Origin of the sequence: Vibrio sp. Vb1980, assembly GCF_033338615.1 — a bacterium.
GTDB classification, from domain to species: Bacteria; Pseudomonadota; Gammaproteobacteria; order Enterobacterales; family Vibrionaceae; genus Vibrio; species Vibrio alginolyticus.
In genome coordinates, this window is record NZ_JAWOSZ010000004.1 from 39,478 (window position 1) to 60,481 (window position 21,004).

Annotated in this window: 18 protein-coding genes; 8 read left to right on the plus strand and 10 right to left on the minus strand. The window is 45.8% G+C overall.

The window, feature by feature from the left end; translation table 11 throughout:
* Nucleotides 1-54: 54 nt before the first annotated feature.
* Complete coding sequence (locus R7F64_RS09100) at nucleotides 55-1,659, plus strand: S8 family peptidase (RefSeq protein WP_213905970.1); 1,605 nt, start codon at nucleotides 55-57, stop codon at nucleotides 1,657-1,659.
* Nucleotides 1,660-1,920: 261 nt separating this feature from the next.
* Here the strand turns inward: R7F64_RS09100 and fabG are convergent, their stop codons facing one another.
* The 4 genes from fabG to R7F64_RS09120 form a co-directional block, all read right to left on the minus strand.
* A complete protein-coding gene (gene fabG / locus R7F64_RS09105; protein ID WP_318071613.1) occupies nucleotides 1,921-2,640 on the minus strand; it encodes a 3-oxoacyl-ACP reductase FabG in 720 nt (239 codons plus the stop codon).
* A 299-nt stretch (nucleotides 2,641-2,939) separates the two neighbouring features.
* Entirely contained in the window at nucleotides 2,940-3,734 is a 795-nt protein-coding gene (locus R7F64_RS09110; RefSeq protein WP_005373725.1) for a metal ABC transporter permease, read from the minus strand.
* Between the two features lie 3 nt (nucleotides 3,735-3,737).
* Nucleotides 3,738-4,664 (minus strand): metal ABC transporter solute-binding protein, Zn/Mn family, encoded by a 927-nt coding sequence (locus tag R7F64_RS09115; RefSeq protein WP_238952752.1) that lies wholly within the window; start codon nucleotides 4,662-4,664, stop codon nucleotides 3,738-3,740.
* The gene (locus R7F64_RS09120; protein WP_086047622.1) at nucleotides 4,654-5,796 is read right to left on the minus strand and encodes a hypothetical protein; all 1,143 of its coding nucleotides are present in this window, start codon (nucleotides 5,794-5,796) and stop codon (nucleotides 4,654-4,656) included. The genes R7F64_RS09115 and R7F64_RS09120 overlap by 11 nt, the downstream gene beginning before the upstream one ends.
* A gap of 208 nt (nucleotides 5,797-6,004) precedes the next feature.
* Here R7F64_RS09120 and R7F64_RS09125 point away from each other — a divergent pair, with 208 nt between their 5' ends.
* Complete coding sequence (locus R7F64_RS09125; protein ID WP_318071614.1) at nucleotides 6,005-6,676, plus strand: cupin domain-containing protein; 672 nt, start codon at nucleotides 6,005-6,007, stop codon at nucleotides 6,674-6,676.
* 73 nt (nucleotides 6,677-6,749) lie between these two features.
* Here the strand turns inward: R7F64_RS09125 and R7F64_RS09130 are convergent, their stop codons facing one another.
* Nucleotides 6,750-6,989, minus strand: coding sequence for a YdcH family protein (locus R7F64_RS09130; RefSeq protein WP_005373737.1), 240 nt, complete (start codon nucleotides 6,987-6,989; stop codon nucleotides 6,750-6,752).
* Between the two features lie 228 nt (nucleotides 6,990-7,217).
* Between R7F64_RS09130 and R7F64_RS09135 the strand changes: the two genes are divergently transcribed.
* On the plus strand, nucleotides 7,218-8,021 hold the full coding sequence (locus R7F64_RS09135) for an SDR family NAD(P)-dependent oxidoreductase (protein WP_318071615.1): 804 nt from the start codon (nucleotides 7,218-7,220) through the stop codon (nucleotides 8,019-8,021).
* A gap of 77 nt (nucleotides 8,022-8,098) precedes the next feature.
* Here R7F64_RS09135 and R7F64_RS09140 read toward each other — a convergent pair whose 3' ends face one another.
* Both R7F64_RS09140 and R7F64_RS09145 read right to left on the minus strand, forming a co-directional pair.
* Nucleotides 8,099-9,001 (minus strand): LysR family transcriptional regulator, encoded by a 903-nt coding sequence (locus R7F64_RS09140; protein ID WP_086047522.1) that lies wholly within the window; start codon nucleotides 8,999-9,001, stop codon nucleotides 8,099-8,101.
* 80 nt (nucleotides 9,002-9,081) lie between these two features.
* Complete coding sequence (locus R7F64_RS09145; RefSeq protein ID WP_005387011.1) at nucleotides 9,082-9,951, minus strand: AraC family transcriptional regulator; 870 nt, start codon at nucleotides 9,949-9,951, stop codon at nucleotides 9,082-9,084.
* A gap of 125 nt (nucleotides 9,952-10,076) precedes the next feature.
* Here R7F64_RS09145 and R7F64_RS09150 point away from each other — a divergent pair, with 125 nt between their 5' ends.
* Nucleotides 10,077-11,225: a PLP-dependent aminotransferase family protein gene (locus tag R7F64_RS09150; protein WP_017819834.1), complete on the plus strand. Its 1,149-nt coding sequence runs from the start codon at nucleotides 10,077-10,079 to the stop codon at nucleotides 11,223-11,225.
* Between the two features lie 411 nt (nucleotides 11,226-11,636).
* Entirely contained in the window at nucleotides 11,637-12,665 is a 1,029-nt protein-coding gene (locus tag R7F64_RS09155; RefSeq protein WP_062731060.1) for a hypothetical protein, read from the plus strand.
* Nucleotides 12,666-12,732: 67 nt separating this feature from the next.
* Here R7F64_RS09155 and R7F64_RS09160 read toward each other — a convergent pair whose 3' ends face one another.
* Entirely contained in the window at nucleotides 12,733-13,071 is a 339-nt protein-coding gene (locus tag R7F64_RS09160) for a DUF4156 domain-containing protein (protein WP_285335142.1), read from the minus strand.
* Nucleotides 13,072-13,295: 224 nt separating this feature from the next.
* On the opposite strand from R7F64_RS09160, the gene R7F64_RS09165 reads away from it, so the two are divergent.
* Together R7F64_RS09165 and R7F64_RS09170 are read left to right on the plus strand one after the other, a co-directional pair.
* On the plus strand, nucleotides 13,296-14,006 hold the full coding sequence (locus tag R7F64_RS09165) for a biotin/lipoate A/B protein ligase family protein (RefSeq protein WP_149192141.1): 711 nt from the start codon (nucleotides 13,296-13,298) through the stop codon (nucleotides 14,004-14,006).
* A 285-nt stretch (nucleotides 14,007-14,291) separates the two neighbouring features.
* The gene (locus R7F64_RS09170; protein ID WP_025767967.1) at nucleotides 14,292-15,860 is read left to right on the plus strand and encodes a DEAD/DEAH box helicase; all 1,569 of its coding nucleotides are present in this window, start codon (nucleotides 14,292-14,294) and stop codon (nucleotides 15,858-15,860) included.
* A gap of 106 nt (nucleotides 15,861-15,966) precedes the next feature.
* Here R7F64_RS09170 and R7F64_RS09175 read toward each other — a convergent pair whose 3' ends face one another.
* Nucleotides 15,967-18,846, minus strand: coding sequence for an MGH1-like glycoside hydrolase domain-containing protein (locus R7F64_RS09175; protein ID WP_318071616.1), 2,880 nt, complete (start codon nucleotides 18,844-18,846; stop codon nucleotides 15,967-15,969).
* A 220-nt stretch (nucleotides 18,847-19,066) separates the two neighbouring features.
* Here R7F64_RS09175 and R7F64_RS09180 point away from each other — a divergent pair, with 220 nt between their 5' ends.
* Nucleotides 19,067-19,978, plus strand: a complete 912-nt coding sequence (locus R7F64_RS09180; protein WP_213876869.1) for a LysR family transcriptional regulator — start codon at nucleotides 19,067-19,069, stop codon at nucleotides 19,976-19,978.
* Here the strand turns inward: R7F64_RS09180 and R7F64_RS09185 are convergent.
* Nucleotides 19,931-20,866, minus strand: coding sequence for a LysR family transcriptional regulator (locus tag R7F64_RS09185; protein WP_318071617.1), 936 nt, complete (start codon nucleotides 20,864-20,866; stop codon nucleotides 19,931-19,933). The two genes, R7F64_RS09180 and R7F64_RS09185, sit on opposite strands and share 48 nt — an antisense overlap.
* Nucleotides 20,867-21,004: the final 138 nt, after the last annotated feature.

Consider the following 21,004-nt stretch of genomic DNA (forward strand, 5'->3'; position numbering starts at 1 on the left):
GACAGTTTGGTACTAGGTAAAAATCAACAAGACTATGATTTCAAGGAACATTTTATGTTAAAGAAACTACTAAGTTGTTGTATCACCTCCGCGCTCTGTTTTCATTCTTCTCTCGCTTTTTCGCAACCCAATGAGCTTGCGGACAGTGCAGAGTTACAACAAGCTCCCAACACATTGCCTGCCACTTTGATGCTTGCACCGGACGACATCGCCATTGCAGATCGCTATATTGTGGTATTTCAACAGCCGCAAATGATGGTGAGCAATTCAACGGAATTCGAGCAATTCACGCAACAATCCGTAGACCGCATGTCTGGTTTGTATTCGATACAAGTGGAGTCGGTTTTTGACCACTCGATAAGTGGATTTGTCGCTAACTTGAGTCCTGAGCAACTAAAAGATCTGCGTTCTGATCCTCGTGTGGACTACATTGAGCAAGACAGAATCCTATCGCTTGACCCAATAGTCTCGGCAGACGCAAATCAAACCAATGCCATTTGGGGACTAGACCGAATCGACCAACGAAACTTGCCACTCGATAACAACTACAGTGCCAACTTTGATGGGACTGGGGTAACGGCTTATGTCATCGATACTGGTGTGAATAACGCGCATGTTGAGTTCGGTGGTCGCTCAGTTTCAGGGTATGACTTTGTCGATAACGATGCAGATGCAAGTGACTGTAATGGACACGGCACACACGTAGCGGGCACCATTGGCGGCAGCTTGTATGGTGTTGCGAAAAACGTCAACCTTGTCGGCGTGAGAGTATTGAGCTGTACCGGATCGGGTTCTACTTCTGGTGTTATTGCCGGTGTGGACTGGGTGGCTGCGAACGCTTCCGGACCTTCAGTCGCCAACATGAGTTTAGGCGGCGGTCAATCCGTCGCTCTGGATAGTGCGGTGCAAAGTGCGGTTCAGTCAGGTGTCAGCTTTATGCTAGCAGCAGGTAACTCCAACGCCGATGCGTGTAACTATTCTCCAGCACGCGTTGCTTCCGGAGTAACTGTCGGATCGACCACTAGCACGGATGCACGTTCGAGTTTTTCAAACTGGGGCAGTTGTGTGGATGTATTTGCGCCAGGTTCACAAATCAAATCTGCATGGTATGACGGTGGCTACAAAACCATTAGTGGCACTTCGATGGCGACGCCACATGTGGCGGGTGTAGCAGCATTGTATCTTCAAGAAAACAGTTCACTGTCTCCAAGCCAAGTAGAGGCCTTGATCGTTAGCCGCGCAACTAGCGGAAAAGTGACGGACACAAGAGGCAGCGTGAACAAGCTACTTTATAGCTTAACGGATGCAGATTGTGGCCAAGACTGCGGTGGCCCAGACCCAACACCGGACCCAGAAGGCAAATTAACCTCGGGCGTGCCAGTAAGTGGTTTAAGTGGTTCAACTGGTCAAGTAGCGTATTACTATGTTGATGTAGAAGCTGGGCAGCGCTTAACCGTACAAATGTATGGTGGCAGTGGCGATGCGGATTTGTATCTCCGTTTTGGAGCAAAACCAGCACTGAATGCATGGGACTGCCGACCTTTCAAATACGGTAACAATGAAACATGTACGGTCAGTGCGACGCAAAGTGGACGTTATCACGTCATGATTCAAGGTTACTCAAACTATAGCGGTGTCAGCATTCAAGCGAGCTACTAGTTATTTTTCTCGTTATTAGAAGAGAACAAAGCCCGCTTTTCGGTGGGCTTTTCTTTTGGGAATACTGTGCTTTAGGGAATGCAGTGTTTAAGAGGAGACGCTATTCAAACGTATTGGCCTTTTGCTTCAAAAACTCAACTCGAAGCGGCATCGAAGCTTTCTATTAGTAGTTAGTAGTACTCACATAAGTCGGGTTCCTCAAACAAAAACGCCCTTCATATAAGTAAAGGGCGTTTGTTATTTGACGTTTTGATTAGCGAGCTATAACACCAGCCCACCGTCAATCTTGAGCACTTGGCCTGTGATGTAGGCGCTCTTATCTGAGGTTAGGAAAGAGACGCCATTGGCAATATCTTGAACTGAGCCCATGCGCCCTAATGGGGTTTTGCCTTCCATCATTTGAATGACTTTCTCTGGCAGGTTCTTGGTCATGTCGGTGGCGATAAAGCCTGGCGCGACACAGTTGACGCGTATCTGTGCACCCTTTCTTGAAAGTTCTTTCGCCCAGCCTTTGCTCATTGAGATGACGCCGCCTTTACTTGCGCCGTAGTTGCTCTGGCCGATATTACCATCCGTTCCCACTATAGAAGAAATGCTAACAATACTGCCTGTGCCCTGCTCTAGCATGACAGGAGCAACACGTTGGGTGAGTAAGAACACCGCTTTTAGGTTCACGTCGATCACGCTGTCCCAGTCTTGCTCTAACATATCTGGCAACAATGCATCTCGAGTGATGCCCGCGTTGTTAACCAGAGCATCGATTCTTCCGTGCTGCTCTACAACACTTTCTACTACTTCACTTACGGCTTCGGCATCACACAAGTTGACTTGATAACTGCTTAGCTGCGCCGACTGACTCCATTCCACGGGCGATATGTCTAGCCCGATTACGTGGAATCCATCCTCCAGTAATTGTTCACAAATCGCTTGGCCAATACCACGAGCCGCACCAGTGACTACTGCTACTTTATCCGGTTTCATCTTGGTCTTCCTTAAATGTTGAGATTACAAATTCGCTTGTATCCCTAGCGTTTTTGTTTTTATGCCTAGTCGCGTTACAGCTGCGCTTCTCATACGCAGGGTCTTTTATATCTTATAAAAACTATAGAAACAGTCTGGGAGTCGGATGTGAACTAATCAAGGCAACTTGATGACTATGGCAAGATCAACGTAAGAAAGTGTGTTGGAAGGCGCAAAGTTACACGATTGGAGGGCTTGGATAGAAAAGTATTGGTCTGATTAATCAAATACTACTTCATCAGACCAATATTACTTGTCTCTTAATCTCTTACAAAAGCTGGTTTTGTTATTTTCACCAGAAAAGGCTGAAGCAAGAGATTAAACAACATGCCAGCAATAAACAGGGTGATCACAATACTCGCACCACTCGGTAAGTCATAGCGAGCCGATGCGGCAATACCCGATAAGATCCCAACAATACCAATGCTGATACTGGCGACAAAGAATCGAGTTCCCTTCAATGCTGCCGCACATAAAGCTGGAATCACCAACAAAGCAAATTCTAAATAAATGCCGGTTAACTTGACCGTAATGGGCATCAGAATAGCAAAGATCAGATAAAAACCACTACCGCGCATAAACGCAGGTTTTAACCAAACCAATAGCAACATCGCAGCGGTAATGAGTGCCAAAGGCCAGACGTCTGCCCAAGTCGCCCATAACAGTTGCCCATTAAGAATGCCTTGAATAAAGTCTCCGCCGTGTGGGTCTTTGCTCACCAGCAGGATTGCCAGCGATGCAGACACGACAAACAAGCTGCCAATCATGGGCTCTAAATGCTGCTGGTATCGTTTCTCCATAAGGGCGATCAAACCGCAAAGCATCAAAGACATCACCCAAGGGCCAATCATTTCGCCAAAGAATGAGCCTGAGAACAGCGCGTATTGGCTCAACCAGTAGTGGCTAAGTGCTGCCCCCAATGCCGCGACTTGCGCCACCGCCAAATCTATAAAGATGATCTGACGATTAAGAACTTGTTGCCCCAGAACGATGTTGCCAACTAACGCAATTAAACCACACAAAACCGCAGGTAAAAGCCATGCATAATCAGCCATGGCTCAGATCTTCACAGGAACGGGCGGCACTAACACATCCAGTAAATCATCAATGACCTGATCGTACATCTCATCCAAGTTTTCACCCTCAGAAACGGTCAATGGCAGTTGAATCACAGGTTTGTCAGTATGATCTTGCAACCAGTTCGCTGGACGCTGATCCTGATGAGAGGAGTAAACAATCGCATCAAAACTGTCAGCATCTAACTTGGTAAGTGATTGCAGGTGAGATGTGGTCGGTGAAATGCCCGGTTTAGGTTCTAGATCGGCAATCTGCTTCATTCCGAGCCAATCGTACAAATAACGATACGTCGCGTGATAACCGACAACTTGCTTACCCTTTAAAGCAGCCCCTTTCTCATTCCATTCTTTAAGCTTTTTACGCCAATGAGCACGAAACTTCATACCATTCACTTGGTAACTTTGTGCGTTGTCGGGATCAATCGCTTTTAGGCGCTCCGTGACTTTACGAGATAATGGAATCATGTCATTTGCCGCAAATTGAACATGTGGGTTACCGTGAGCGTGTATATCTCCCATGCTACGGTCAACGTGAGCATGAGTATCTAACATGCGCACGAAGTCCGTCGCGTAGATCATGCTCGGCGCACCATTTTGCACCGCCGCATTGCTGCTACGAACTTGCAGCATAGGTAACCACCCCACCTCTAGCTCTGCGCCCGAACACATTGCCATGTCCGCTTGGCGCATCTTCGCAATCAAAGAAGGACGAGCTTGTACGTAATGTGGGTCTTGCTTAGCCGTTGTCGCTGAATAAATACTGGCATCTGGCGCGTGGCTTTCAAGAAAGGCTTTCCATTCTGGCTCACAAACGAAAATGTTTAGAGCCGAAGCAGGCGAAGCAATGATGGCAGCTCCTGCCGCCATCATCACCAAACTGCATTTATTTAATGTCAGCTTAGAACGCATGAGCACCGTGCGCTCCAAATGTCATCACGTATTGCAGAGTGAACACGTTGTCTGTCTCACTGTCTTGGTTATCAATGCGAGTGTATTGCGCACGGATAGTACCGAAGTGAGAAGAATCCCATGCGATCATCGCATCCATTTCTTTATCATTCAGCTCAGTAAAATGCATGTGGTCGCCATGTGCATGACCATCGTAGCTTTCTGCTTCGCCGTAACGTAGACCTGCTGACCAGCTTGGGTTGAAGCGATAAACACCCGAAACATAGTAAGCGCTTAAGTTGTCTGGTGACTCTGCATCGTTTTTATATTTGCTATCTACCACACCGTCTAACAGCATGTATTCAGCCGATAGCGTGAAGTTGCTGTATTTGTAATTACCGTCTGGTGCCCATTTCCAAACAAAATCAGCACCGTAAAGGTTCGCACCTGTCACTGCTGCGCCATGATGGTGATCGTGATCATGCTCTTCTTCATGACCGTGGTCGTGATCTTCGAATTCTTTAACCTTGCCGTTTTCGTTGCGCAGGTAACTTAAACCAAACTGCCAACTTGAAGATTCGGAGAAGTCACTACCAAGCTTCAGCGTCGTGGTGTACACGCCAACTTCAGAACCATCTTCGACAGAAGACATTTTGCTACCACTGAGCGCTTCTACACCAAGTTTTACATAAAGGTCGGTTGGCAACACGATGTTTGCACGTACACCATCATCGTAGTAGTGCGAGCCAAGGAAAGTACGATAAGCAATTGGACGCTCAACAAAGCTATCGGTGTGCATGTGTTGGTTGTTCAGGTAACCAAAGTCAGATAGGAATCGGCCAGCGCGCACGTTTACACCATATGGCAATGCCAAAGTTTCGATGAATGCCTCTTCAAGCTCTAATTCTGTCTCATCACCATGACTTTCAAGAACCGCGGTCAATGCGCCGTAAAACTTGTCGTCGATATTTGATGAGAAGTTTAATTCCGTATGGCCTAGACCAAAGCCTTCTTCGCGCTCAGAATTATGACGTTGGCCATCTTGGTAGTAGCCATCAACAACAACACCAATCTGTGGGTTCGATAGTGTGTCGGCAAAAACAGGGGATGCAAAAATGCTACCGATCACGAGAGACACCAATTTCTTATTCACTACTATTTCCTTTTTGTTATGTTATAACATTTAATTTTGCGATGTTATAATATAACAATTCTCATTACACAAGCAGAAATTTAAATTAGGCTCCGATTTCATGTTCGTACTCAATCCATGAATTGGGCTATCAACAAATGAATCAATTGATGTTTTTTATACGTATACTAATGAGAATTAGTAATTAAATAAGTAACGGAATTTCAATATGTTGAATATGGATTTTTCAAAAAGAATCGTGATAGATACTGCTCAACAGGAGTGGATCGCCAGCCCTTCCAAAGGTGTGTGGCGCAAACCTTTGGAACGAGAAGCCAAAGAATCAGGGCATACCACCAGCGTCGTTAAGTACGAGCCAAATTCGCAGTTTTCGACTCATCCTCACCCTCAAGGAGAAGAAATATTGGTGCTCGAGGGGGTATTCTCTGACGAATACGATGACTATCCTGCCGGCACTTACCTTCGTAACCCTCCAGGAAGTCAACACGCACCATTTAGCAAAGAAGGCTGTGTGATTTTAGTTAAACTAAATCAGTTCGAATCTGAGGATCTTGAAACAGTTCGCATTAATACAAACCAAGCGAGCTGGCAGAGTGGTGTCGGTGGGTTGCAAGTCATGCCGCTGCATAATTTTGAGCACGAACATGTCGCATTGGTTAAATGGCCAAAAGGTAAGAAGTTTCAACCACACCGTCACTTTGGTGGTGAAGAAATTTTCGTATTGTCAGGAGAGTTTAGAGACGAGCTAGGTACCTATCCCGCTCTCTCTTGGATTCGAAGCCCACATATGAGTGAGCATTTTCCTTTTGTAGAGCAAGAAACGATCATTTGGGTAAAAACTGGTCACCTGCCGCTCCAAGCTCCTGCTCAGCACTTCTAGTGTTTGCACACTTGGCATCGTCCATTGGAACTAAAATCGGCCCGCAATTTACGAGCCGATGATCATTTCGTCACTAAGAACCCATTATTCGCGAGTGGAGCCAGTCTTTGAGCTCAGCCCGGTTATGTTTTAACACGTTCATTTCGTGATCATCAATCGGGCTTCCTTGAAGTTCTAGTACGCGGATTTCCTTATCTAAAGCATTGTAGTTTTTAACGGTTTCAGCAAATGATGCATCGTTTTCGGTAAGCTGAGTAATGGTATCCAAATGTTCTGGGAATTCATGAGTTAATGAGTGATTTTCACCTAACATAGAGACCTCTTGGCTATTATTTGAGTACAAAATAGTGCCTAATTTTTGAGCACCATATGTATAACCGTAGCATCTAATGAGACGTTAATTCGTCGCACCGTCCACAAAAAGAACAACAAAGTTATTTTCAATTTTTCCTAGAAAGTGTTTTCTTTTTAGTCTCAATAGTCGAATGCAAAAGATGCCACTATGATCGTTCTATATTAACCCTCAACAATGAGAGCGATCATGCGAAAGACAATTCTAATTACTGGATCTACTGACGGTATTGGTTTAGAAACCGCGAAAATGTTAATTAACCGTGAACAACACGTAATAATCCATGGCCGGAATATAGAGAAAGTTCAACAAGTTGAGCAAAGTTTGAGGGAGATGAAAAGTGGTAAAGTTGAAAGCCTTGTTGCTGATTTATCCTCTCCCAATGCGGTAAAACAGATAGTGATGGAGATAACAGAACGGTTCAATCATTTAGACGTCATCATTAACAATGCTGGTGTGTACGCAACACCAAATCCAAGAACTAAAGAGGGTCTTGATGTACGCTTCGCAGTCAACACCATTGCTCCCTACTTACTCACTAGAGAGCTATTGCCGTTGCTCGGAGATACGGGTCGTGTGGTTAATTTGTCTTCAGCTGCACAAACAACAGTAAACACTAGCGCTTTACTCGGTAACAAACCATTGTCAGATGGCGAAGCATATGCCCAAAGCAAATTGGCATTAACGATGTGGTCACGAGCAATCGGACTAAAGCTTAAGAACACTGGCCCTATGTTGGTATCAGTAAACCCAAAATCATTCCTAGGTAGTAAGATGGTTAAAGATGCTTATGGGGTTGCTGGTGGTGATATCCGCTTAGGAGCAGATATTCTAACTCGCGCTGCGCTATCAGAAGAGTTTGCTCAAGCGCATGGTATGTACTTCGATAATGACATTGAAGCATTCGCGCCCCCACACCCTGATGCATTAGATCAAAGCAAAACACAGCAGATAATTGATACTATTGAATTAATCTTAAGCAAACTCTATTAATAACAATTAAGAATTATCTTGAGGTTCGTTTTTATTCGGACCTTAAAAACAATGTATTCGATAAGTGAAACTTGTTATCACTTTTCCGCAAACTCCCAATAAGGTGGCGTGCCATAGTATTCAGCAAAGAAATCAATAAAGGCACGCACCTTAGGCGCAATTAAACGAGAGCTTGGGTACACAGCCCAAATCCCAGCATCCATCGCTAAAGGGTGATCTTCGAGTACTTCCACTAGCTGACCACTTTGTAATTCTTGATAAACACTCCAAACCGAGTTGATAGAAATACCTAACCCGTTTACCGTCGCGTCTCTCATCGCATCACCATTATCAGTTTTAAAACGACCAGAAGTTCTTACATTGACCATTCCATCTTTTGTATTGAATGACCAATTATTCATTCCAACTAAGTTAATACATTGATGATTCGTCAAGTCTTGGGGCTTGTTAGGTCTCCCAAATTGTTCAATATAATCTGGTGATGCAACGATAATACGACGATCTGGCGCAAGCTTTCTTGCGACCAATGAAGAATCTTTCAACTCAGCGACACGAATGGCGACATCGAAACCTCCCTCAACCAGATCAATAATGGAATCAGAAAATCGGCAGTCCACGGTTAACCCTGGGTAACGCGCCATAAAACCTTTTAATGCGGGCACAATATGCAAGCGACCAAAAGTTGCAGAGGCGGTTATACGTAATACTCCCGTTGGCGCACTCTGCCCTGAGCCAACAGCTCCCCTTGCTGCCTCCACTGTTGCAAGGACCTCCTCCGCGTGAGGTAAAAAAGCCTGCCCTTCTTCAGTTAAGGAAACTTTGCGTGTGGTGCGATGAACTAAACGAACTCCTAAGCTGTCCTCAAGTTTGTTGATGTGCGCACTAGCGACAGCAGGAGAAAGTCCAAGCTCCTGACCAGCCATGCTGATGTTGTGTGTCGAAGCCAAACGGACAAATAGCTTTACATGATCGATGTTCATTTAATTTTCAATTATTTGTAACAAATCACCATATAGAGCTTAGCATTTTCTTCCTTACGGATAGTAAATAAATACTCCAGTTAGAAAAAACTGATGGGCAGATAGAAGTCCAGCTCAAACGCCTCATCATGGCTAAGGAAATGGTTTTTATGATAGTGAACATAAGCGGGAGTAGAACGCTGCTTAAAGCCTGAATTCGGCAACCACTTTTCTAACACCATACTCAATTGAGGAAGAAGCTCTCCATATACCCCTGTTAAGCGAAAAACAGCATGCAAACCACCCGGAATCGTCATTTGATTCACGACACCGCGTACTTTAAGCGGCTTATCAATCGCCATACAAGCCACATAGCGACACTTATCGAGCTCAACCCAAGCGGGGTTGGAGTGATGCAAACCGTATTGAACCGAAAAGTCCCGATTCTCAGAGCTTGCCCACGCCTTCAAAATCAGCCACGCATTACGAATGGAACGGCTATAACCCTCATGCCGCACATAAGCCGCAAAGCGTTGTGGAACCTCCATAATTTTAGGTTCTGGCAACTCGCGTTTAGCAACCCGATGATAACCCGCAGCCACTTCTGGATCTTTTAGATACGGCTTTTCTGCGACTTGTAAATCATGCTTTCGCCACGCGCCAGGAGACATAGCGAACGTTGCTTTAAACGCTCGGCTAAAAGAAGATACCGAGCTAAAGCCGCACTTGTTAGCAATGTCTAACACCGATGAGCTGGTATCAAACATCAGTTGATTGGCGGCGTATTCCATTCTTGTTCGACGGATATATTGATGGACAGACTCCCCTACCACATCTTTAAAAATACGATGGAAGTGCTGTTCAGAATAGGCTGCTACATCTGCTAGCTCTTTAGCCGATAAATCTCTGCTAATGTCCTGGTGAATGTAAAACAGCACGTCATTGATTCTGGAAACTTGTTGATGGCTCACGGAGTAAACTTTCGCCTAAATAGCATAAATGGACATGTTTAACAGCATAAATGGACACACCAAGCTTGGCAATTTACCTATACTATTTCTGACATAAAAAAAGACAATTACGAGAAGCACAGCACATGGAAATCGCACAGTCATTACAACAAACTAAGTCATCCTACATCCGAGAGATCCTCGCAGCAGCGAGCGATAAGAACGTCATTTCTCTTGCAGGTGGCTTGCCGGACGAAAAAACCTTCCCGATCGACTTAATGAAACCGACGCTCGAAAACCTCGCTAATATGCCAGAGGTGTTTCAATATGGCGCAACAGCAGGCTACGCCCCGCTACTTAACTTTTTGACCGATTATTACCAGCTGCCGGAATCTCATTTGGCTATGATCACAACGGGCTCTCAGCAAGGGCTAGATTTGATTGCGCGTGCGTACGTAAATCCGGGCGATAAAGTGGTGATGGAAGCACCGAGCTACCTTGGTGCTATGCAAGTATTCGGTCTAGTGCAAGCCAACATCGTGACCGTTTCACAAACCGAGTGTGGCCCAAACCTAGAAGAACTCGAACAATGCTTTGCCACGCAGCAACCAAAAATGTTCTACGCCGTACCCGATTTTCACAACCCAACGGGCGTATGCTGGGCGCTAGAGACTCGCCAAAAAGTTGCCGAGCTTTGTATCCAATACGACGTTGCATTCATTGAAGACGCACCATACCGTGAGCTGCGTTTTTCTGGTGAAGCACTACCGCTAGTTTCAGATTTCTGCCCGCAACACTCCATCGTATTGCGCTCTTTCTCCAAAATAGCTTCACCAGGCTTGCGTATTGGTGTAGTTACGGGCAAAAGCAGCTACCTTGAGCCACTTATCAAAATTAAACAAGGTGCCGATCTGCACTCTAGTATTCCTATGCAAGCTTTGCTGCATGGTCTACTGCAACATGACAACTTCGAAACGCACATTTCAACCATCTGTGCTCTTTACAAATCACGTTACGATGTCATGTTTGCTGAACTGCAAAAACAGCTGCCAGAAAGTTGCGTACTCAAACCCGTCGATGGTGGTATGTTCGTTTGGGTCGAGATTCCAGAATGCGACACCTTCGAACTGGCGAAAAACCTTCTCGCAAACTGGGTTGCTGTAGTGCCGAGCCCGGTCTTTTATCCAGAAGGTTCAAAGGTAAAAGCCGCTCTGCGTCTTAACTTTACCAATGCTACACCAGAAGAACTGACGACAGCTGTCTCTCGACTCGCGGATGTCCTCAACACATTGTAATTGAACGCGAGTGTAAGAACCTGCCTTTGAGATTCAAAAAAAGTCTCAAAGGCAGCATCAAAAAAGTTCCCCAAAAAAATTTATATTTTTCCTTCAAATCAACTCTCTACAGTAAGTGCCTGTTTTCTCTTGAACCTCTCACTCATATAAAAATGAGAACTCAATCACGTATTTGATGGTTGGAAAAGTTACGTCTATCTTTCAGTCAAAGACATCAACTTCGCAGCGTTAATGCTCTCAATTTCAGACACTTTATCAATCGTGGCTTAGCGGTTGATAAACGACTAAAAAAGCATCTGTGGGCATACCCACTACGAAGGGTTGACCAGAACCATTCTGAATGTCGCGAGCCAATCTTTTGATTGGCAATTACGTCAGTGAGTCGCACCAAATGACAGAGGGGTTATCAGGATGAATACTCGAACCACGACAGGACTCGTCACCATCGGCTGGTCCGTTACACTTTCACTTTTTACCGCATTCGCCGCGTATGCCAATACTTCGCCAAACTGTAGCGACGTATTAGTGGGCAACACAACCGCCGCATCGCAAAAAATGATAGTTTTATTAGGCGAAGACATCACCAAATCTAACCGTATCACTACGGTGATTCCTGCCGAAAACAATCCATTTGTGACCGAAGAACTGGTTTCGGTTTCTAACGACGTATCGCCAAACGGTCGTCTTTCACAAAAGAGTTTGGAAGAGATTCGGAAAGTCCGCTCAAATCTAGAGAAAGCAGCACAGGAAGTAAGCCGATTACAGGGCACTTTTGAAGTGGCTTTAATCAGTTTGATTGATGGTTACTGCCAATTTTCTAATCATAAACGTACTCAACATGCCAAAATCGACTTTGACCATTTGGAAGGCCTCACTTTGTATTCAATCCCCGCTTTAATAGCAATGGTCGATCAGTCGTACTACATGGCAAAGAATCGAATCGCTAATGAGCAGAAACAGTTAAGCGACATTGAAAAAGAGAAACAGAGGCAGAAACAGCAAGCAACTGCGGCGGCAGCCGCTCGTTACCAAGACAGTAACGTACTTGTAAGAGTCGAGAACTTTGATGGCGCTAATGTGACATTTTCCGTTACTAACATTGGTTCACAAGGATCATTGCAACCAAATTTCAACTCGTTTAATGCATATCGCACAGAAAGTGGAGAATTAATCTACAAGTCAGAGTCTTTATTACACCTGGCGGATACTGCAGGTAACACACTTGAGACAATGGGTATCGCTGAGCTCTCATCACAAGGTGGAAGTGACATATCGATCTCTCCTGGAGAAACCCGAAAATTCGTTACTAGCATTGCTTCAGAAGTCGCGCCACATACGCAGTTGAGCTTAGAGTTTCCAGCCAAAGTGCTTAATACTGAGCGAGACTTTACATTGTCGTTTTCTGATACATCAGCGGTGGCGACAGCAAACGTCAATTAACGCAAGGTAGCCAGTATTTGTAGAGCGCATCAAAGACAGGCGAGCAGCGCCTGTCTTTCAATTATGATCAAGCCAATAGCAACTGTTTGCACTTGTAAGCATTTGCAAACATCGTCACTGACGTAGAAAAGCTCAACGGTTGATATAAGTACAAGGTATCTGCGCCTAAATCTGCCGCCTTGATGCGCATTTGGTTTAGCGTCCCCCAAACCATGTCTTTATCGGCGTGAAGCCAGTAGTCGTAAAAGTGTCCTTCTGAGCCGATCACGGTACCCATTAGTTCACAGTTTTCAATCGCATTCACATTGTCCCAAAGCACCTGTACTTGCTCAGATTCTTGAGTTGGGAACGTCACACATCCCGTTAATGATGCCGCTAACGCGAGAGTCATCACTCGCTTTTTCATACTTATATCGCCAAAATTTTTCATAGATGGCAGATTTTATGAATGGCTGATGTGATGACTAGCAAAAACTTTTTATCGCGTGTTCAAGTAGAATTAATGGACAACGGAAAAGATCCAAAAGGTGATCATGCAGCTAGCGAGCAAAAACCTAATCACTCAGACCTAGCAATAAAGCTGTATCTGAGATACAACAGTAACGATTAAATAGCCGCGAGGGATAGAGTTTGGTTGCTAAAAATAAGCTAATTCGCTACACAGCTACGGAAGTCGCTGATGCATTTGACAAAGAAGATGAGCTCATTAAACAAGTTCAGTCCAACCAACTCTCGCAAGTGCTATTGCTTTGGCAAGTAAAAAGTCCAACGCTCGTGCTTCCCGCGGGTAAGAAATGGCCAGTGTCTAATGAGTTAGAACATGCGTTAAATACGTCTGGCTGGAAGCTCTTTTCTCGTAAAACCGGTGGTGCCCCAGTCCCTCAGGTGCCAGGTATTATCAATCTATCCCACATTTACCACTGGCCAGAAGGCGAGCCTTACAACATCAAAAAAGCGTATCTCGATTTATGTGCGATATTAACGGTTTTCTTTAAACAGCTCGGCGTGAAAGTGGATGTTCATGCTACGCCTTATTCCTACTGCGATGGCGAGTACAACCTCAACATTGGCGGGCAAAAAGTCGTGGGAACCGCGCAGCGCGTTTTACTGAAAAAAGGCGGTGGGCAAGTGGTGTTATCACAAGCATGCATTCTGATTGATGCCGACGTCGAGAAGATTGTCGAACCAGTACGAATGTGTAATCAGTTTTGTGGTCATGACGATGATATTCGTGGTGATGTCCACACACCGCTCTTCCATCATGTATCCGACCGCCCATCGGTAGATTCGCTCTTTCAGCAATTGACGAGTGCGTTTTTAACGCATGCAAAAGCGGAGTAATGAAAGGAGCAAGCCTCCCCCACACTCCGAACAGCATTTGATAAACTAAAACTGCATGCCGTGATAACGATGTAAGAATGGGCATCGCCAACGTAAAACCATTCAATCGATCGACCAAACCAGTTATCAGTTTTGCCTGCCAAAAAGAAATGAGATCCAGTTCAAATATTTATCCATGACGGAATTAGTTGAAGCCTGCGCGTAAAAGCCTCAGAATGTCGCACTTTTCGCACCGATTTGTTTTCGGCGCGTTGTTATCTAACTCTACAATTGAGAATCATACATATGGGTTTTACCTCGTTAGGTCTATCTGCTCCAATCCTTAAAGCTATTCAAGAGAAAGGCTACGACACCCCTTCGCCAATTCAGGCAAAAGCAATTCCTGCTATTTTGGAAGGGAAAGACGTAATGGCAGCAGCGCAGACTGGTACAGGTAAAACTGCAGGCTTTACGCTACCGATTCTTGAGCGTTTATCGAACGGCCCTCGCGTTCGTGCTAACCAAGTTCGTGGACTTATCCTGACGCCAACGCGTGAACTTGCGGCTCAGGTGCAAGAAAACGTGTTTATGTACGGCCGTCATCTTCCACTAAGCAGTGCGGTTGTTTTTGGTGGTGTGAAGATCAACCCGCAAATGCTGCGTCTTCGCAAAGGTGCGGATGTGTTGGTAGCAACACCAGGCCGCCTGATGGATTTGTACAACCAAAATGCAGTGAAGTTCGACCAACTAGAAGTTCTGGTACTGGATGAAGCTGACCGCATGTTGGATATGGGCTTTATCCGTGACATTCGTAAGATCCTAGCTCTGCTACCAAAACAACGTCAGAACCTACTGTTCTCGGCGACTTTCTCGGATGAGATCCGCGATCTTGCGAAAGGCTTGGTGAACAACCCGGTTGAGATTTCAGTGAACCCGGCAAACTCGACGGCGAGAACGGTTGAGCAAAGCATCTACCCAGCAGACGTGAAGAAAAAAGCACCGATGTTGGTTAAATTGATCAAAGACGGCGATTGGAAGCAAGTGCTGGTGTTTACGAAAACGAAACACGGCGCAAACCGTCTAGCGAAGTTCCTGATCGAACAAAATCTACCGGCTGCTGCCATCCACGGCAACAAGAGCCAAGGCGCACGTACCAAAGCACTGGCGGATTTCAAATCGGGTGAAATTCGTGTTTTGGTCGCGACGGACATTGCTGCGCGCGGTATTGATATTCCGCAATTACCGCAAGTGGTGAACTTTGAGCTACCGAAAGTGGCAGAAGACTACGTTCACCGTATTGGTCGTACTGGTCGCGCGGGCGAAGTAGGTAAAGCGATTTCACTGGTGTGTGCGCTAGAAGCATCTGAGTTGTTTGCGATTGAACGTTTGATTCAAGAAGTACTACCACGTAAAGAGTTGGAAGGTTTTGCGCCAACCAATGTGGTGCCAGAATCTAAACTGGATACTCGCCCAATCAAACCGAAAAAACCTAAGAAGCCGAAAAAACCAAAAGCGCCAAATGCTGCAAGTGAAAACGCCCCAGCAGCCGAAAAGAAAGCAGGCAATGGTGCAAACAAACCTAAACGTCGCTTCAACGGTGGTAACAACGGCAACAAAAACAGCACCAACCAAGGCGGTGCGGGCAAGCCTAAAGGCAACCGTGAAGGCCAAGGTCGTGCAAACAGTAAACCAGATGACCGTAAACCTAACGGCAACAAGCCAAATGGCAATAAACCGAGTGGAAATAAACCAAACGGTAATAAGAGTGGCAACGCTGGTAAACCGTCTGGTAACCGCAAGCCAAACAATGCTAAGCCTGCAGGAAACAAACCGTCAGGTCAGCGCCGTAAACCTCGTCCGCAGGCTGCAAACTAATCTGTAAACGGCCACCGATAGCAAATACAACAAAGCCGCTGATAATCTCAGCGGCTTTGTCTTTCTTAGAACACAGTTTTCTAAAACACAGCTTTGTTAAAACAGCCTACATTAAAGGTGTGATTCGAATATCTGCGATTTGTGCTTCGTTCTTTTCACCCTCAATACCACCAGCGTAGATGTAGGTTTCATTCGATGTGAGGTAACTCATATTGAAGTGGTCCTTCAGCGCGATCTGATAGGTTTCCCCCTGCTCCAACGCCACTTCAATTGGCGTTGAGTAACGCATACCTTGGTTTTCACCAATATGGCCCATCTGCAAGTAACCTTGGCCAACCACCTTACCTGCATCATCCAATACCTCTAACAATTTCACGGTGTTCGTGATGCCAGTATTAAGTTGTCCTAGGTTATTGTTGTACCAAGCATCGAACTGGTAAGTGCCCGTTACAGGAGCTGTAAACGACTCTGCACCTTTTACGATGCCACTGTCTTTGCTCACCGTAACCACTGAGACATTGTCTTTGAGTGGCTGATATTCGCCATCAAGTTTGATGCGGATCTCTTCACCGACACAAACCGGTTGGCTTGGGTTAGAACGGAAGCCTTTATCGTTAATGCTTTCAGCCAAATAACAAGCAAAACCTGTTGGCGTATCGGAATAAGATTGAGCAATCACGTTCTTTTGAATCAGCTCGCCATTGCGATACAAGTTCACGTTGTACTTGCTCGTCACGTCAATCGAAACCGAATTATCAACGCTTTTTACCACCAATGTTGGCTCTTGCGGAGAATAAACGCGACTGTCTTCACTCACATACGGTTTCACCCCAGAAACTAAAGTAATGCTGCTATCTACATTCACAAGCGCGCCCAGTGTCACGTGGAAATGCCCCTCTTCGTCCATCGTGACATTTTCAACTGGGTAGTAACCTGTTTCATCTTTGCTTACTTCAGGCAAATCAATGGTTACCGAGTAGTTCTTTCCTTTAAAGGCAAAGTTTTCCAACGTGATTTGTTCAGACTGAGCCAACAACTTATTGCGCACCCAACTTGTGATAAATGGCTTCACTTCCAACTTACCTGTTTCGGTATGGATGCCAAATAGGGTCTCTACCACCATGTTCAAGTAGCCACCCACAGACCAAAGCTGACGCTGAGAGTTAATCACTGGGCCATCCATGCTTGGATCTTCACCATGATCACTATGGATGATGAATGACTTACCAGAAAGCCACTCTAAGTTTTCCATGTTGGATAAGTTGGTTGCCGTACCACGAACCAACGATTGAATCGCATTGTTCGCCGCAGCCACGTTTTGTGTTTGATGCGCGGCGCGCAAGCTGTACGCGGTAACAAATGGCCAAATTGCGCGGTTATGGTACACAGGCACGTCCGGTTGTTGAGGGAAGTAAACCGGCACGCCAAACTCACTGTGTGGGTAATTGGCCATGATTTGTTTCGCCTGCGCATCACTTGCCACACCACTGATGATCGCCAGTGCTTCGCCCAACATGTCATATTTGTCGACCGCGATGTCTTTGCCATTATCAAACAAATAACTCACGTACATACCGCGTGCAGCATTCCAAAACTGATCGTTGATAGCGGTTTTTAGCTGTGCAGCCCACTCGGTGTATTTGACCGCGTTGGTTGAATCGTACTTCTCTGCCAACTTAGCCGCGATCTGAATCGCGCGGTAGTGAACCACGTTTGTCGATAACGCTTTGCTGTTACCAATCGCGTTGACATCGTTTGGCGTCCACGTTGAGTAAGTTTGCTCACGCCAATCAAGGAATGATTGCTCACCAGTGTATAAACCAGATTTCGCATCAAAAGCCGCCAGGCGATCGGCTTCAAGTGTATTACTGATCGCTTTGTAAGCGCGCTCGGCAAATTGGTTGTACTCTTCCCCATCCAATGCCGAAAGTAAGCGTTCTGCACCAAGCGCCCAAGTCGTGCGGTCGGTACTGATTGGCCAGCTACCGCCAGTGCCCGTGTCTTGCACAATCTGCTCGCCATCGTATTGCTGATCGGTCGTATCGCGGAAGGCGGACAATTTGAAATTCAAACCATTTTGCACGCGAGTTGGATTCATCAATGCAAGCGAAAGGTCTGCTGCGTACGCCAAATCACGCGTCCATACGTAATGCCACTTCGCGCCCGTCTCAAAAACTTCCGCTTTGATTGGGTTGTTGTAGTTGTAATTGCCGTCTTTGATTTCAGAAACGGCAAGCTGGTCTAGCTCTTTCATCGTCAACGCAAACAACGCGTCAAACGCGACATCGCCCGACACCACTCGCGGCCCTGTTTGTTCATTGATCACTAAGCCTTGGTCGAGCGCATCACGCAATTCTGTCGTCGTTGAAATACCAAATTCACGCAGCTCAGCTTTAGGATCTTTCACCGAAAAAATCACGGTATCACTCGAGTCATCGTAATTGGCGAACAGTTTCACTTCTTTATTCTGATGCCCTTCATGCACCATTGCAGGGTCGAGAATCGCATCAGAGTAGTATTTTTCCGCTTCTTCTTGCGTTGCTTTCGTCACAGTCATTGTCGCGCGACTTTCATCGGCAAAGCTCACAGAAAACTTGTAATACCCTTTGTCTTCAAACGTGATCTCAGAGTTGCAATCACCGTTCATACACGCTTCATTCGTGTCTGGTTTTGGCAGGTACTCCTGAGCTTTATCGAACGCCGCGGGCTCCTCAAAATAGGTGTATTGGATCTGCCAACCCGGATCAGCAATCTTGAACTGATTGCTACCTCGAGCGACGCGCAGTACGGTTTCGTACTCGTTATTACCCAAATAGTTTAGCTTGGCATGCTCTGCCGTGCCCCAATCCCCATTTAAACCACGTAAATATAAGTCGGCTGAAATAATTGGTTTGTCGACCGGCACAGGCGCATCAGAGGAATCTGACCCACATCCAGCAAGACCAATACAAGACGCGACAGCAAGCGCAATAAAACTCGGTTTCATGTTCATCCCTTAGATTGTTGTTTTGGCGACAGTCTAAAGAACACCTTTTTGAGGGGAAAATAGGAAGTCAGGAGCGAGCTATAGATAACATCTATACGTCAAACCCCAACAGTGATGTAGATCTATGAAATGCGCATAATTTCAATCAAATGAGATTACAGATTTGTGATTTATAAATGAAATTGTGCAAAATACCCCTCGTTCTTAGAGGGGAAAGAAAATGGACAAATCTCTGCAGCAATTTTTACTGGTTGCACGCTGCCAAAGCATCAGCGCTGCGGCAAGAATGGCAGGGTTAAGCCAGCCAACGGTAACAAGCAATTTAAAGAAGCTGGAAGAGAATCTCGGCGTAACGCTGTTTGAACGCCATCCTAATGGCATGGTGTTGACCGAATACGGACGCATCCTCTATCGCCATAGCAACGCGATGCAGCATGAATACAACCAAATGATGCAAAGCATTGATGAACGGAAACAGTACCAAGTCGGAAAAATTAAAATGGGTACTGGCGATGCGTGGTGGCCGCTGTTCGTCAAACAAGCACTCAATGAACATCTGACCGAGCAGCCATCAGCATCTACGCACGTCGAATTTGGCAACCACTTAGGCTTGATGGATTCATTAATCAACGAACAGATTGAATTCTTCATCGGCCACGAGATTGTCGGCTTGTCGTCTAAATGCGATGTTACGTTTATTCCACTATTTCAAACGGTTGATGCCTATTTTGTTTCCCCAAACCACCCACTTCTAGGGAAAACCGTCACCGAAGATATGCTGCACGAATACCCCGCTCTTTCGGTCACTTATGACGCTAAGAAATTCGCTCACGTCATCGATAACCCAATCCCGAAGCAAAATGAACGCGAAAGGCAGCAACTGGATGACAGACCGACTTACGAAGTGGATTCTCTGCTCGCCAGCATTGATGTACTGAAAGAAAGCGTCGCGGTGATGTCTTATACCGGCCACCTCAAACCGTATTTGGAATCCTTTGGCTTACGATGCTTAACCATGGAAAACGAACCAAACCCTGGCACCGTCGGGATTTATCGCCACCGCCGAGAAACCTCGGAATCGCATCTAGATCTGATTGCTGGTATCACTCAGCGCGCTAAATTGCTCAATTAGAAAGTCCAAAAACAGGCGAACTCTTTTCGGTTGATATTGGCGGCTTTGATAAATGACATGTAGATCCGCTTCAGCGCCTTGCGAAAAGGCGCTGAAGTTTTTCATATACCCATCCAAAACCGTTACTAAACGTTGTTTTTTGAGGTCTTGCTGAATATCTAAAATCGATTTCAACGCAATCCCCGCACCGTCCAACGCCCATTGTCGAATCACTTCACCATCATCAGAAAATCGCTTTGGCGTGACCGTGATCGATTGGTGAGACTCTTCATCTTTAAAGTGCCACGTTTTTAATTCTTCATTGCTGCGCACCATGGCTAAGCAGCGATGGTCCGCGAGATCTTGTGGGCAGTTTGGGATACCTTGCTTCGACAAATAATCAGGTGACGCGCACAGCACACGTTGACTCGACGCCAGCTTGCGCGAAATGAGATTGCTGTCCGCTAACTCACCGTAACGAATCACTAAATCGAGCCCCGATTCAGCCAAGTTCGATAAATTATCATTAAGATAAAGATAAGGCGTCACATCCGGATATTGCTCAGAAAAAGCCGACACCATCGGCGAAATAATTTGTTTGCCAATATCTCGTGGAGCTGAAATTTTCAACGTTCCGCGCACTTCCGAAATACCCGTTTGCAGTAAGTTTTCCGTCTCTTTCACGCTATCAATGATGTTCAGACAAGCTTGATGGTACATTGCCCCTGCGTCTGTCAGTGATACGTGGCGTGTGCTTCGGTTGAGCAGCTTTACGCCATAGCGTTCTTCTATCGCTTGCAGCCTTGCCGTTACCGTCGCCGGAGACAAACCTAACTCCCTTCCCGCCGCTGCCAGACCTTGATGTTTAACGATGCTGACAAACAACGTCATATCCGAAAACTTATCCATCTTCGCGCCCTTGTTGTTTGGAAAAACTGAATAATCAATTCAGATATTACCCAATTATCAAATTAAATCGAATCCATATACTGACCCTATCGACATTGTTTAGACCCAGAACGTTATGTGACAGGGCAAAGTTAAACG

Bases quoted from the DNA above. Each gene is read 5' to 3' on its own strand.
- R7F64_RS09150 (WP_017819834.1), top strand. From the start codon at position 10,077: ATGGAAATCGCACAGTCATTACAACAAACTAAGTCATCCTACATCCGA.
- R7F64_RS09100 (WP_213905970.1), top strand. From the start codon at position 55: ATGTTAAAGAAACTACTAAGTTGTTGTATCACCTCCGCGCTCTGTTTT.
- R7F64_RS09135 (WP_318071615.1), top strand. From the start codon at position 7,218: ATGCGAAAGACAATTCTAATTACTGGATCTACTGACGGTATTGGTTTA.
- R7F64_RS09160 (WP_285335142.1), bottom strand. From the start codon at position 13,071: ATGAAAAAGCGAGTGATGACTCTCGCGTTAGCGGCATCATTAACGGGA.
- R7F64_RS09155 (WP_062731060.1), top strand. From the start codon at position 11,637: ATGAATACTCGAACCACGACAGGACTCGTCACCATCGGCTGGTCCGTT.
- R7F64_RS09125 (WP_318071614.1), top strand. From the start codon at position 6,005: ATGTTGAATATGGATTTTTCAAAAAGAATCGTGATAGATACTGCTCAA.
- R7F64_RS09185 (WP_318071617.1), bottom strand. From the start codon at position 20,866: ATGGATAAGTTTTCGGATATGACGTTGTTTGTCAGCATCGTTAAACAT.
- R7F64_RS09180 (WP_213876869.1), top strand. From the start codon at position 19,067: ATGGACAAATCTCTGCAGCAATTTTTACTGGTTGCACGCTGCCAAAGC.
- R7F64_RS09170 (WP_025767967.1), top strand. From the start codon at position 14,292: ATGGGTTTTACCTCGTTAGGTCTATCTGCTCCAATCCTTAAAGCTATT.
- R7F64_RS09175 (WP_318071616.1), bottom strand. From the start codon at position 18,846: ATGAAACCGAGTTTTATTGCGCTTGCTGTCGCGTCTTGTATTGGTCTT.
- R7F64_RS09110 (WP_005373725.1), bottom strand. From the start codon at position 3,734: ATGGCTGATTATGCATGGCTTTTACCTGCGGTTTTGTGTGGTTTAATT.
- R7F64_RS09115 (WP_238952752.1), bottom strand. From the start codon at position 4,664: ATGCGTTCTAAGCTGACATTAAATAAATGCAGTTTGGTGATGATGGCG.
- R7F64_RS09130 (WP_005373737.1), bottom strand. From the start codon at position 6,989: ATGTTAGGTGAAAATCACTCATTAACTCATGAATTCCCAGAACATTTG.
- fabG (WP_318071613.1), bottom strand. From the start codon at position 2,640: ATGAAACCGGATAAAGTAGCAGTAGTCACTGGTGCGGCTCGTGGTATT.
- R7F64_RS09140 (WP_086047522.1), bottom strand. From the start codon at position 9,001: ATGAACATCGATCATGTAAAGCTATTTGTCCGTTTGGCTTCGACACAC.